Origin of the sequence: Microbacterium arborescens, assembly GCF_030369635.1 — a bacterium.
Classification (GTDB): domain Bacteria; phylum Actinomycetota; class Actinomycetes; order Actinomycetales; family Microbacteriaceae; genus Microbacterium.
Genome location: NZ_CP128474.1, coordinates 896,736 through 909,337 on the forward strand (window position 1 = coordinate 896,736; position 12,602 = coordinate 909,337).

Below are 12,602 nucleotides of genomic sequence, written 5' to 3' on the forward strand. Positions count from 1 at the left end.
AGTGCACCCTCGTCGCGAGAGTGTCGCAATGTCGGTGCGTGGTCGGCGCAACGGTACGTTCTCGGCGGATGGCGAGGGGGGCGGATGGCGAGGGGGCGGACTCAGCTCTCCGCGACGGTGAGAACGACCTTGCCGCGGGAGTGGCCGCGCTCGACTTCGACGTGGGCTGCGGCGACCTCGGCCAGATCGTGCACGCTGTCGACGAAGACCTGGACGGCGCCCGAGTCGAGCAGCCGGCCGAGGGTCGCCAGGACGCTGCCGTCGGGGATCACCTTGTATCCCGTCGCCCGGACGCCCGCCGCCGCGGCGGCCTCGGCGTACCCCGGCCATCCGCCGGTGGGGACCATCACGTACAGGCCCCCTGGGCGCAGAACCCCGAGCGAGCGGGAGCCGGTGTCGTCGTGCACGTTGCCCACGAGGTCGATGACGACGTCCATCTCGCCGACGACGTCTTCGAAACGCGTCGTGGCGTAGTCGATCGCGACCGAGGCGCCGAGCTCGCGCAGCCAGGGCAGGTTTCGCTCGGAGCCGGTGGCGGTCACCTGCGCGCCGAAGTAGGCGGCCAGCTGCACCGCGAAGTGGCCGACCCCACCCGACCCGGCGTGGATCAGCATCCGCTGCCCCTCGTGCGCATGCGCCGTCTCGACCACCAGGCCCCAGGCGGTGAGCGCGGCGAGGGGCACCCCCGCTGCCTCGACGTGCGAGAGGCTTGCGGGCTTGCGGGCAACCGAGAGCGAGGGGACGACGACGTACTCGGCGTAGCTGCCGCCGGATCGGGGGAACGGCAGCATGCCGAAGACCTCGGTGCCCGGCTGCAGCTCGTGGGTCTCATATGGACTCGTGACGACGACTCCGCTGAAGTCGAAGCCGAGGGTGCTCGGCCAGCGGTCGATGAGCCCCGCCACGCCGCGCCCCGCCCGCGTCTTGGTGTCGATCGGATTCACCCCGGCGGCGACGACCCGCACGAGCACTTCGCTGAGGGCGGGCGAGGGAACCGGAACCTCCCCGATGCGGAGGACCTCCGGCGCACCCGGTTCGTCGAACACGACCGCGCGCATCGTCTCGGGCGGCGTCTCGGCCGGCGTGGTCGGCTGGGAGGCGGTTGCTGTGCGCAGCGGCCGGAATCTCATCCGTCGCTCCTTCCTCACGCCGCCGACGTCGGCGGCGATGATGCTCGGTCGACTTCAGTCAATCGTGACATTGTCTCGACCGTGTTACGGAGCGGTCACCGAGGGGAGAAGCTCGCGTGTGCGCGCGAACGGGCGCGCGCACACATCGGCGCGGATCAGCCGGGAGCTTCGGATGCCGAGAGGGCGTGGAGCAGGCGGGTGAGCTCGCGGATGTCATCGACGTGCCACGACTCGAGCGCGGTCAGCAGCGAATTCTCGCGCGGTGCCCGGACGGCGTCGAGTCGGCGGATGCCGTCGGGGGTCGCAGAGAGCAGGCTCGACCGCCCGTCGGCGGGGTCGGGCGTGCGCTGAACGAGCTGGAGCTCTTCGAGTTCGCGGACCGTACGGCTGATCTGACCCTTGTCGGCGTGCAACGTGTCGGCGAGCGCGGAGAGGGTGATCTCACCCCGGCGGGTGATCGTCGTGAACACTTTGTAGGCGCCGGGCAGCATGCCGGGGCTCAACCGATCGGCGTTCTCGGCGAACAGACGCCGGACGTGCGTGAAGAGTTCGCCGAACTCGAGCTCGAGTGCTCGGACGGCGGCGGTGCGCTCGTCGTCGAAAACCGCCGCCCACGGACCGGGAGTCCCGGGGGCGGTGCACCCCCGGGACTCGTCGGACTCTCGTGCGGTCATCCCGATCACCCTATCGAGCCGAGCGGCGCGTCCCCGCGTCGGCCGGGGCGTCGGAGTCTGCGGCATCCGTGCGGACGGCGCCGGTCGCGGTGAGCGCGCTCATGCCCTCAGGGACCGACACCGTGGCGAAGTCGGCCTCGCCCGCCTGCAGGCGCTCGGTGGTGGTCATCGTGGTCAGCGGCTTGTTCGGCAGGAACACGATCGCGATGAGGCTCAGAACCGCGAAGGGCACGGCGATGAGGAACGAGTGCGAGATGCCGGTGGCGTAGATGTCTTCGAAGACGATCCGCAGCGCCTCGGGCATCGCCGAGACCTGGGGGAGCGTCCCCGACTGGAGCTGCGCGGCCCAGGTCGGAGCCTGGTCGCCGAGCGACATCAGCGCGGCCTGGATGTCGTCCCTCCGATCGCCGACGAGCGAGGTGACCTGCGAGGCCAGCGCCGCTCCCATGACGGAGACGCCGATCGTGCCGCCGAGGCTGCGGAAGAACGTCACCCCCGAGCTCGCGACGCCGATCTCGGTCGGACGCGAGGTGTTCTGCACGACGAGGACGAGGTTCTGCATCGTCATGCCGATGCCGGCTCCGAGCATCGCCATGTAGATCGAGACGAGCGTGAAGTCGGTGTCGTAGTGGATCGTGGAGAGCAGGCTGGCCCCGCCGATCAGCAGCACGGCGCCGACGATGAGGAACGGCTTCCAGCGTCCGGTGCGCGTGATCAGGGCGCCGACGCCGATCGACGCGACGAGGAGTCCGCCGATCATCGGGATCGTCATGAGGCCGGCCTCGGTGGGGGTCGCACCGCGAGCGAGCTGCATGTACTGGCTGAGGAACACCGAGGCGCCGAACATCGCGATGCCCGTCGCGATCGACGCGATCACCGAGAGGGTGAAGGTCAGGTTGCGGAAGAGCGTGAGCGGGACGAGGGGCTCGCGCACCTTGAGCTCGGTGATGACGAAGAGCACCGCGCCGATCACGGCGCCGCCGACCATCAGGAGGGTCTCGATGCTCATCCACTCGAACGAGTCGCCCGCGAGGGTCACCCAGATCAGCAGGAGCGAGACCGATGCCGACAGCAGCACGATGCCGAGGTAGTCGATGCGCGTCTCCTTACGCGCGTGCACCGGGATGTGGAGCGTGCGCTGCACGATCAGCAGGGCGGCGACGGCCACGGGCAGAGCGACGAAGAAGTTCCAGCGCCAGCCCCAGGCGTCGGTGATGACGCCGCCGAGCAGCGGGCCGCCGATGGTGGCGACGGCCATCACGGCGCCGAAGAGGCCCATGTAGCGACCACGTTCGCGGGGGCTGATGATGTCGGCCATCAGCACCTGGCTGAGGGCGGCGAGACCACCGGCGCCGATGCCCTGCACGGCCCGGAAGGCGATCAGCATCTCGGGGGTCTGCGAGAAGCCGGCCGCTGCGGTGGCCAGGACGAAGATGACGATCGCGAGCTGGTACAGCACCTTGCGGTTGGTGAGGTCGGCGAGCTTGCCCCAGATCGGGGTCGAGATCGCGGTCGTCAGAAGGGTCGCGGTGACGACCCAGGTGAACGCGGTCTGCGTGCCCTCGAGGTCGTGGATGATGACCGGCAGTGACGTGGAGACGACGGTCGAGGCCAGCATCGAGACGAACATGCCGAGCAAGAGCCCGGAGAGGGCTTCGAGCACGGCGCGGCGCGACATGCTCTTCCCCTCGGGTTGGTGGGTGGCTGCGGAAGCGGACATGGGTCCTCCTGGAAAGTCGGACGGACGCGGCTGCGCTGGCGCGGATCGTCGGCGGGACGGGTACTTCGGTAGCCGCGAAGCGGCATAACTGGTTGACGAAAGTCAACCGTTGAGATCGGTCAACTATATGTTCAATCGTTGAGTTACGTCAACTATTCCCGGAGGTGCTCCGCCGCGACGAGGATGGGGGGATGTTCAGTGTGGAGGCGCTTCCCGATGCGGGGATCGACGGGAGCGTGCGGGCCGATTGGCAGCGGCTCATCGACGCCGCGCTGCCCAGCGCCGGGCGGCATCCCTCGGAATCGAACCGCCCCCATGTGACCCTCGCGGTGCGGGACGGCCTGTCGACGGATGCCGCGAGCGAGCTCGCACGCCTCGGCAGCGCGCTGCCGCTGGAGTGCCGGCTCGGTGGCGCGGTGGTCTTCGCGGCGGGGGAGAGGTTCGTCCTGGCCCGGCCCCTCATCATGACCGCCGCGCTGCTGAGGTTCCACACCCGCATCGTCGATCTCATCGGACCGCCGCCGGCGCGCTACGCCGTCACGGCAACCGACCGATGGACACCGCACATCACCCTGGCGCGCCGGATGACGGGGGAGCAGGTCGGACGGGCGCTCGCCGTCGTCGGCGCGGCCGCTGTCGACGGTGAACTGACGGGTCTCCGCCTGTGGGATGCCGAGGCCAAGGTCGTCACACCACTGGGGTGATCGCCCCGCTCATGGCGAGCGAGCGGTCAGTCGCTGAGGGCGAGGGCCCGGAAGGGTTCACGCGGACGCGTCGCGACGATCCGGGGCGCTTCCGCTGCGCGCCGCTGCATCGTGCGGCGGTACAGCTCGTCGATGAGGTCGGTCGCGAGGTTCACGAGTGATCGGATCTCGCGCTCGTCGCGGTCGACCCAGGCGCATCGCGGCTCGTCGTCGATAGGAACGAAGTCGTCGTGCTGCTCCCACACCACGAGGGTGCGCTCGGCGCCGAGGACGTGCTGCTGCCACCACACCTGACGCAGGTAGGTGCGGGGGATCGAGCGCCAGCTCTTATTCGTGGTCTTGATCTCGGCGAGGGTCACGCGACCGTCGGCGTCGACCATCACGCCGTCCGGAGTGGCGAGGTGACGCTTCTCGACCACGGCGTGGAAGAGTGCGGACGAGGGCTGGATGCCGTGCGTCGCGGCGACCCAGGCGGCGATCTCCGGCTCGCGGCGACGGCCATGGTCGGTGTACGCGTTGCCCGAGAACCCCGAGCCCATGAGCTTGGCATCGGCGGCGCGCGCGATCGCCTTCGGGCTCGTCAACGCCGCGACATCCGTGGCCGTGATGCCTCGCGAGCGAGCCCGGATCCACGCCACACGGTCGCGCGAGTCCGCGACGATGCGACCGGCGAGTTCGGGTGACACGCCCTCGACCTTAACCCGGGTCGCCCTCACTCCCGGCCTTGCTCCCGGCGTGCCCCGCGCCGCGGCGCGCCGCGCGCGGAGCTCGAGTGCACGGCATCTCGCCCGGTGCACGGTCTCGGTGCAAGGCTGCCTCGTTCGCTCGGCGGCAAGCCGTGCACTCGGCGGCACTCCTCACGCTCGGGCGTGGATGCCGAAATCCCGGAGGCGGGCGGCGAGAGCGGCAGGGGACGTGACGTGGCGGGCTTCCCAGCGAACCAGGCGGCGTCCGGTCGTGCCCCGGATCCAGTCTTCGCGGCGCTTCTCGTCGAGGGCGATCTGTTCAGCGGGGCGGCCAGCGCGAAGATCCGTGTCGAGATACGTGCCGGCTCCGTCGCACTCGCCCCACGCTTCGGCGTCGTCGAGGCCGAAGTCGACGCGGTACCAGCCCGAGCCGCGCGGACCGGCGATGGGCACCTGGATACGGATCGAGCGGAAGCCGAGCTGGTGCAACCGGAACCGGCTGACGCTCTCGAGTGTCGACTCCGCCCGGCCATCGGCGAAGCCGGTCACCCACCGGGCTCGCCGGATGCCTCGTGCCGCCCCCGCTCGGGCGATCCGAGCGGCCATCGCGTTCCGCCAGTCGTCGGGGTCACCTCCCGTGCGATCGAACCAGATGCGATCCGCTCGGTCGGCCATCACGAGCGCCGCTTCGGGAGTCATCGTGCGCGCGACGTCGAAGATCGTGCGGGCGAGGGAGGTGCAGCGGATGCCGTTCACCTCGACGATGTCATGCGCATCGAGAGGCGTGCAGTGGCGGAATGCATCGGGGCCGCTGGAGACCCGGGCGCCCGGGTCCGTCGTGAGGTGGACGCGGGCCGGTCGGACGCGATAGAGGTCGAGGCCGTGCAGGACCCCGGCGGACTCGTGTGACACGACGGCTTCGCCGCGCACGTCATGGGCCACCGAGATCACGTGGAGCAGATGCGCGTCTTCGGCGTAGAGCTCGTCGAACGCGGGGCGGTCGACGTACCAGCCGCGTCGCACGTGAACCCGGATGCCGTCGCGGACGGAACGGGCGATCGAGCGTTCGCTCTCGCCTGCCTCGAGCAGGTCGCGACGGCGGTGGAGCAATGCCCGCACCTCATCCGGTCCTCGTCGTCTGCGCATCCCGCCCATGCTCACCCCCCACCCCCCATCACCCCCATTCCCCCCACCCATGTGTGGACACCCCCACCCCACCCCCACATGTGCAGAACTCGCCGCCGGCGCCGAGCGAACGAGCTCGCGTCGAGTGCACGGGCACCCTGCGTAGCGGTGCCGTGCAGTGGGCGGGATGCCGTGCACTCGGCGCTGGGGGTGGGGGATTTGGGGGATGGGGGGATGGGGGGGTACGCTGGGCTCAAGCCAAAGACCGCTGGTCATCGCTGAGCGCGCAAGCGCACACGTGATCGAAGCTCTGCACTGCAGGGGCCCGCGCAGGTGACACTGAACTTCTCCTTCGGGAACCGAGCTCCGTGCCTCTGCGCCGGAGCTTTTGTCATGTCCGGGGCTGGTCGAGGCCGGCGCTCCGCCACCGCGGGGCGTCAGGCACACATCAAGGAGTGACCATGGTGCAGAAGGACGCATCGGTCGCCGAGCTCACGAAGTCATTCGAGGACTCGACTGCCGTTCTGCTGACCGAGTACCGCGGTCTGACGGTGGCCCAGCTCAAGCAGCTGCGCAACAGCATCCGTCAGGACGCGAACTACGCCGTGGTGAAGAACACGCTGACCAAGATCGCCGCGAACAACGCGGGGATCACGTCGCTCGACGAGGACCTCAAGGGTCCCTCGGCCGTGGCGTTCGTGCACGGCGACTTCGTCGCCACCGCCAAGGCTCTGCGTGACTTCGCCAAGGCCAACCCGCTCCTCGTCATCAAGGGCGGCATCTTCGAGGGCAACGCCCTCTCCGCCGACGAGGTCAACAAGTACGCCTCGCTCGAGAGCCGCGAGGTTCTGCTGGCCAAGGCCGCGGGCATGATGAAGGCGACGATGGGCAAGGCTGCTGCCACCATCGACGCGCTTCGCGAAAAGCTGGAGACCGCCGACGCCGCGTGAGCGACAGGCGAGCTCTTACACCAACCCCATCTATCTAGGAGATACATCATGGCGAAGCTTTCCACCGAGGAGCTGCTCGAGCAGTTCGCCGGCCTGACCCTCGTCGAGCTCAGCGAGTTCGTGAAGGCGTTCGAGGAGAAGTTCGACGTCACCGCTGCTGCCCCCGTCGCCGTCGCCGGCGCCGCTGGTGGCGCTGGTGCCGCTGAGGCCGAGGAGGAGAAGGACTCGTTCGACGTCATCCTCGAGGCTGCCGGCGACAAGAAGATCCAGGTCATCAAGACGGTCCGCGAGCTCACCTCGCTGGGCCTGGGCGAGGCCAAGGCTGTCGTCGACGGTGCTCCCAAGGCCGTCCTCGAGGGCGCGAACAAGGAGACCGCCGAGAAGGCGAAGGCCGCTCTCGAAGAGGCCGGCGCGACGGTCACCCTCAAGTAATTCCCCGCTCTCACTCGAGAGCAGCACGACGGCCCCGGATGCTGCATCCGGGGCCGTCGTCGTGCGTTCGGGTTCAGTCGCGGCGGGAGAGGGTCGAGTCGCGGACGGCGACCGAGCTGTGGCCGGGTGCGCCGGCCGTCGTCCCCCGCACCACCATGCGGGGTTTGATCCGCATGGTCACGGTGTCGGCCTCGGGGTCTTCGATGTGGCGCAGAAGCAGCTCGACGGCCGCCCGGCCCTGTTCGTGGGGGATCTGTCGCAGCGTCGTCAGCGCGAACATCTCGGCGTTGACGTGGTCGTCGATGCCGACGACGCTCAGCGCGGAGGGCACCAGGATGCCGAGCCGGCGGGCCGCGATGATCGCTCCGATCGCGACGTCGTCGCAGGCGGCGACGATGCCCGTCGGCCGGGATGCCGCGTCGCTCAGCAGGTCGACGGCGGCGGCGTATCCCGCCGGCATCGAGAGCTCCGCGGGCGCGCGGCAGATCTCCGCCGAGAGTCCGGCTCGGTGCATCTCGGACTCGTAGCCGGCGTAACGCTCGGACTCGACATGCGGCCAATGCGTGGCGTCGGTGCCGCCCAGGAACGCGATGCGGCGATGCCCGAGCTCGACGAGGTGCGCGGTCGCGAGGGCGGTGGCGTGGGCGTCGTCAAGGGTGACGAGGCTCGTATCGCCTTCAGTGCCGATGATGCTCACCACCGGTTTGCCGAGCGCCAGCAGTGCGTCGAGCTCGCTCTCGGCAGGTTCCAGGCCCACGGCGATGACTCCGTCGAAGCGCCGACGGGCCAGGAAGTCCTCGAACACCCGCCGCCGGGTCTCGGTTCCCGGCCGTGCGTCGTAGAGGGTGAGGTCGAGGCCGTGTTCGAGCAGCGCTGCCTGAATTCCTTCCAGGACCTCGCCGAAGAACCATCGGCTCACGTGGGGCATCACGACACCCACCGTCTGGGTGCGGCCCGTAGCGAGGCTCATGGCCGAGGAATGGGCGACGTACGACAGCTCCTGCGCTGCGGCGGTCACCCGCCGTCGGGTCTCGTCCGACACGTAACCGCGACCGGAGAGGGCCCGGCTCGCCGTCGCCTTGGACACCCCTGCTCGGGTCGCGACGTCGGCGATGGTGCTCATGGGACCTCCTCGTCCGTTCGGGGAGACCTGCCGGGGGACTCCCACCAGAGCGTAGCGGTTTCGGGCGCGAGCGGGAACCGGTTCCATGCCCAAGCTGTGTGAGCGCTCCCATGGCAAAGACCACTATCACAGACGATGGTTGCCATTCCGTGATATTCCGCTGGTTGTGTCGGACTCTGCGGAACAGTAGGTTGTCCTGGAATCGGTTCCCCAATGGATGCGGACAAGGCTCCTCTGGGCGGACGATGATCCCGATAGAGGAGAAGTACATGGCATTGTCACAGCGATACCGTCTTCTTGCCCCCGTCGCCCTGATGGGTGCGGCAGCACTGGTGCTGGCTGGGTGCGCTGAAGGCGGCACCGACGGCGGCGGCGAGAGCAGCGGCGACGCGAAGACGACCGTCCGGATCTCGGGCGGCATCACCGGTGGTGAGGCTGACGCGCTCAACGAATCGTTCGCGCAGTTCACCGAGGACACCGGCATCAAGGTGGAGTACACCGGCGACAAGTCGTTCGAGGGCAACATCGTCACCAAGGTGACCGGTGGCGACGCCCCCGACATCGCGATCGTCCCGCAGCCCGGCCTGCTGAAGACGCTCGTCGAGACCGGCAAGGTGCTGCCCGCAACCGAGGCCGTCGAGAGTGCGGTCGACGAGAACTGGTCGCCTGACTGGAAGCAGTACGGCACCTTCGACGACACGTTCTACGCCGCGCCGATGCTCGCGAACCTGAAGGGCTACGTCTGGTACTCGCCCAAGCAGTTCGCGGAGTGGGGTGTCGAGGTGCCCAAGACGTGGGACGAGATGATCGCCCTGACCGACAAGATCGTCCAGACGACCGGTGGTCCCGCATGGTGCGCCGGCTTCGCCTCCGACGCCGCATCCGGCTGGCCGGGCACTGACTGGATCGAGGACCTGGTCCTCCGCCAGTCCGGCCCCGACGTCTACGACCAGTGGGTCGCCGGTGACGTGAAGTTCACCGACCCGCAGATCAAGTCGGCGTTCGACGCGGTGGGAGAGATCCTGCTCAACCCCGAGTACGTCAACGCGGGCTACGGCGACGTCAAGAGCATCAACTCGACCGCGTTCGGCGACGTCGCCGCGGCTGTCGCGAGCGGCGACTGCGCCCTCACGCACCAGGCCTCGTTCCTGTCGGCGAACTTCCTCGACGTGCAGACCGCCGACGGCGCAACCCCCGAGGTCGCCCCCGACGGTGACGTCTACGCGTTCCTGACCCCGGGTTACACCGAGGGCGAGCTCCAGGTCGAGGGCGGCGGCGAGTTCGTCGCGGCCTTCTCCGACGACGAGTCGACGCAGAAGGTGCTCGAGTTCATGGCATCGCCCGAGTTCGCCGACGCCCGCGTCAAGCTCGGCGGCGTGATCTCGGCGAACAAGAACGCCGACCCCTCCCTCGCCTCGAGCGAGTTCCTCCAGGAAGCGATGACGACCCTGCAGGACGAGACCACGGTCTTCCGCTTCGACGCATCCGACCTGATGCCGTCGACGGTGGGCTCGGGCTCGTTCTGGAAGGGCATGGTCGACTGGATCGACGGCAAGGACACCGAGACCGTCCTGTCCGACATCCAGGCCGGTTACGAGAACTGATCGTCGCCTGACGACCGATTGAGCCGAGCGGGGTCGGGCTGCACAAGCCCGGCCCCGCTCCTCCCGTCCGTACCGCCCGGGTACGCCGCTGTACTCAGAAGGGGATCCACATGTCGCAGACGACCGTCGACAGACCCGTCGACACCGAACCTCCCGTCACCACCCACGCCACAGATCCGAAGGGGAGGTCGATCACCCGGATCGTCGTCGCCGTCGGCTTCGCCCTGATCGTCGCCATCCTGCTGCTCCTGATCTTCACCGGATCGAGCGAGGAATCATCCCGCATCACGATCGGGTTCTCACTCAACAGCTTCTTCCTCTGGCTGGGCGCGATGAACCCGCTCATCCAGATCCCCGTCATCCTGGCCGTGTTCGGGCTGGTCGTGGGCATCATCCTGGTGCTCATCGAGTACGCACCGAGGCCGGGCCGCGGCTACTTCATCATGCGACTCGTCGCGTGCCTGGTCATCCCGGTGCTCGCGTTCCTGCTGCTGCGCCCCTACGCCAACGCGGTCCTGTACGTCGTCGCGATCGCGCTGCTCGTGGGTGCCCTGCTCTTCTTCGCCGACTTCCGTTCGCGTCAGGGCGCGGGCTACCTGTTCCAGCTCATCCTCTTCATGGCCCCCGCCAGCATCATGCTGGCTCTCGGGCTCATCTACCCGGCCATCGCCACGATCTTCAAGTCGTTCTACGACAAGTCCGGTGAGCAGTTCGTGGGACTGGAGAACTACTTCTGGGTGTTCACCAACCCGACGGGCACGGCCTCAGTCGTCAACACGATCCTCTGGGCGCTCCTCGCTCCCACGATCTCGGTCGCCATCGGCCTGGCGTACGCGGTGTTCATCGATCGCGCCCGCGGTGAGAAGGTCCTGAAGGTCCTGGTGTTCATGCCGGTCGCGATCTCGTTCGTCGGCGCCGGCATCATCTGGAAGTTCATGTACGACGCCCGTCAGGGGGAGCAGGTCGGTCTGCTCAACGCGATCGTCACGGCGTTCGGCGGCGATCCGATCCAGTGGCTCGCCATCAAGCCGGTGATCAACACGCTCATGCTGCTGGTGGTCTTCATCTGGACGCAGACCGGCTTCGCCATGGTGATCCTCTCGGCCGCGATCAAGGCCGTCCCGACCGAGCAGCTCGAAGCGGCGCAGCTGGACGGCACGAACGCCTGGCAGCGTTTCCGCAACGTCACCGTCCCCGGCATCCGGTCGTCGCTGATCGTCGTACTCACGACCATCACGATCGCGTCGTTGAAGGTGTACGACATCGTGGCCGTCATGACCGGCGGTCGCGACGAGACGACCGTGCTCGGCTTCGAGATGGTCAACCAGCAGCAGCGGTTCCAGAGCTACGGGCACTCGTCCGCGCTCGCCGTCGTGCTGTTCCTGTTCGTCCTGCCGCTGATCATCTACAACGCCCGATCGATGGCCAAGCAGAGGGAGATCCGCTGATGACCGTTGCAGCCCCGGCCGCGCCCGTCGACACCCGCACCAAGCGCCAGGTGGCGCGCGACACCCGTCGCAACGAGGCGATCGCCCACAAGAAGCTGACGTCGAAGGGCGCGACCATCGCGGCCGTCATCATCGCCATCTTCTGGACGATCCCGACCTTCGGCCTGTTCGTGACGTCGTTCCGACCCGGCGCGGACACGCAGTCCACCGGATGGTGGACGGTCTTCGCCAACCCGGAGTTCACCCTCGACAACTACGCCGAGGCACTGACCGCCGGAGGGACGTCGACGACGCTCGCCTCGGCGTTCATCAACTCGCTCGCGATCACCATCCCCGCGACGGTGTTCCCGATCGTGATGGCCTCCCTCGCCGCCTACGCGTTCGCGTGGATCGACTTCAAGGGCCGTAGCGCGCTCTTCGTCTTCGTGTTCGCGCTGCAGATCGTGCCCCTGCAGATGGCTCTCGTGCCGCTGCTCAGCCTCTTCTCGGAGGGGCTCACGATCAACGACGTGCCCATCTTCCCCGGCTTCGGCCTCAACGAGGTGCAGTACAGCTTCGCCCGCGTCTGGATCGCCCACGCCATCTTCGCGCTGCCGTTGGCGACGTTCATGCTGCACAACTTCATCGCCGAGATCCCGGGCGAGATCATCGAGGCCGCGCGGGTCGACGGTGCCGGCCACGGACAGGTCTTCTTCCGCATCATCGTTCCGCTGGCCGCTCCCGCGATCGCCTCGTTCGCGATCTTCCAGTTCCTGTGGGTGTGGAACGACCTGCTCGTCGCGACGATCTTCGCGTCGCCGGGTGCCCTGCCCATCACGCAGGCGCTGAACTCGCTGTCGGGCACGTGGGGCAACCGGTGGTTCCTGCAGTCGGCGGGAACCTTCATCTCGATCATCGTGCCGCTGATCGTGTTCTTCGCCCTGCAGCGCTTCTTCGTGCGCGGCCTGCTGGCCGGAGCCACGAAGGGCTGACCGAGAAGATCGGATGCCGCTGGGGTGCGGGGGCT

General features: G+C 68.3%; 12 protein-coding genes. 6 read left to right on the forward strand and 6 right to left on the reverse strand.

Annotated features, from left to right (window positions below; genetic code table 11):
* Positions 1 to 101 precede the first annotated feature (101 nt).
* The 3 genes from QUC20_RS04170 to QUC20_RS04180 all read right to left on the reverse strand — a co-directional run bounded on the left by QUC20_RS04170 (position 102) and on the right by QUC20_RS04180 (position 3,524).
* Entirely contained in the window at positions 102 to 1,130 is a 1,029-nt protein-coding gene (locus QUC20_RS04170; RefSeq protein WP_120263242.1) for an NADP-dependent oxidoreductase, read from the reverse strand.
* Positions 1,131 to 1,285: 155 nt separating this feature from the next.
* Positions 1,286 to 1,804 carry a MarR family winged helix-turn-helix transcriptional regulator gene (locus tag QUC20_RS04175; protein ID WP_120264377.1) on the reverse strand — a complete coding sequence of 173 codons (519 nt, stop codon included), beginning with the start codon at positions 1,802 to 1,804 and terminating at the stop codon, positions 1,286 to 1,288.
* A gap of 10 nt (positions 1,805 to 1,814) precedes the next feature.
* A complete protein-coding gene (locus tag QUC20_RS04180) occupies positions 1,815 to 3,524 on the reverse strand; it encodes an MDR family MFS transporter (protein ID WP_259455226.1) in 1,710 nt (569 codons plus the stop codon).
* A 191-nt stretch (positions 3,525 to 3,715) separates the two neighbouring features.
* Here QUC20_RS04180 and QUC20_RS04185 point away from each other — a divergent pair, with 191 nt between their 5' ends.
* Positions 3,716 to 4,228 carry a 2'-5' RNA ligase family protein gene (locus QUC20_RS04185; RefSeq protein ID WP_289331032.1) on the forward strand — a complete coding sequence of 171 codons (513 nt, stop codon included), beginning with the start codon at positions 3,716 to 3,718 and terminating at the stop codon, positions 4,226 to 4,228.
* A 26-nt stretch (positions 4,229 to 4,254) separates the two neighbouring features.
* Here QUC20_RS04185 and QUC20_RS04190 read toward each other — a convergent pair whose 3' ends face one another.
* Together QUC20_RS04190 and QUC20_RS04195 are read right to left on the reverse strand one after the other, a co-directional pair.
* Entirely contained in the window at positions 4,255 to 4,914 is a 660-nt protein-coding gene (locus QUC20_RS04190; protein WP_289331033.1) for a YqaJ viral recombinase family protein, read from the reverse strand.
* A 171-nt stretch (positions 4,915 to 5,085) separates the two neighbouring features.
* Complete coding sequence (locus QUC20_RS04195; RefSeq protein WP_289331034.1) at positions 5,086 to 6,060, reverse strand: hypothetical protein; 975 nt, start codon at positions 6,058 to 6,060, stop codon at positions 5,086 to 5,088.
* A gap of 440 nt (positions 6,061 to 6,500) precedes the next feature.
* Between QUC20_RS04195 and rplJ the strand changes: the two genes are divergently transcribed.
* A complete protein-coding gene (gene rplJ, locus QUC20_RS04200) occupies positions 6,501 to 6,989 on the forward strand; it encodes a 50S ribosomal protein L10 (protein ID WP_120263237.1) in 489 nt (162 codons plus the stop codon).
* Positions 6,990 to 7,037: 48 nt separating this feature from the next.
* Entirely contained in the window at positions 7,038 to 7,421 is a 384-nt protein-coding gene (gene rplL / locus QUC20_RS04205) for a 50S ribosomal protein L7/L12 (protein WP_023952029.1), read from the forward strand.
* 73 nt (positions 7,422 to 7,494) lie between these two features.
* Here the strand turns inward: rplL and QUC20_RS04210 are convergent, their stop codons facing one another.
* Complete coding sequence (locus QUC20_RS04210; protein ID WP_120263236.1) at positions 7,495 to 8,544, reverse strand: LacI family DNA-binding transcriptional regulator; 1,050 nt, start codon at positions 8,542 to 8,544, stop codon at positions 7,495 to 7,497.
* 269 nt (positions 8,545 to 8,813) lie between these two features.
* Here QUC20_RS04210 and QUC20_RS04215 point away from each other — a divergent pair, with 269 nt between their 5' ends.
* The 3 genes from QUC20_RS04215 (at position 8,814) to QUC20_RS04225 (ending at position 12,567) form a co-directional block, all read left to right on the forward strand.
* Positions 8,814 to 10,148, forward strand: coding sequence for an ABC transporter substrate-binding protein (locus QUC20_RS04215; RefSeq protein ID WP_183045298.1), 1,335 nt, complete (start codon positions 8,814 to 8,816; stop codon positions 10,146 to 10,148).
* A gap of 110 nt (positions 10,149 to 10,258) precedes the next feature.
* Complete coding sequence (locus QUC20_RS04220) at positions 10,259 to 11,596, forward strand: carbohydrate ABC transporter permease (protein WP_120263234.1); 1,338 nt, start codon at positions 10,259 to 10,261, stop codon at positions 11,594 to 11,596.
* The gene (locus QUC20_RS04225) at positions 11,596 to 12,567 is read left to right on the forward strand and encodes a carbohydrate ABC transporter permease (RefSeq protein WP_120263233.1); all 972 of its coding nucleotides are present in this window, start codon (positions 11,596 to 11,598) and stop codon (positions 12,565 to 12,567) included. The genes QUC20_RS04220 and QUC20_RS04225 overlap by 1 nt, the downstream gene beginning before the upstream one ends.
* The last annotated feature ends 35 nt before the right edge of the window (positions 12,568 to 12,602 follow it).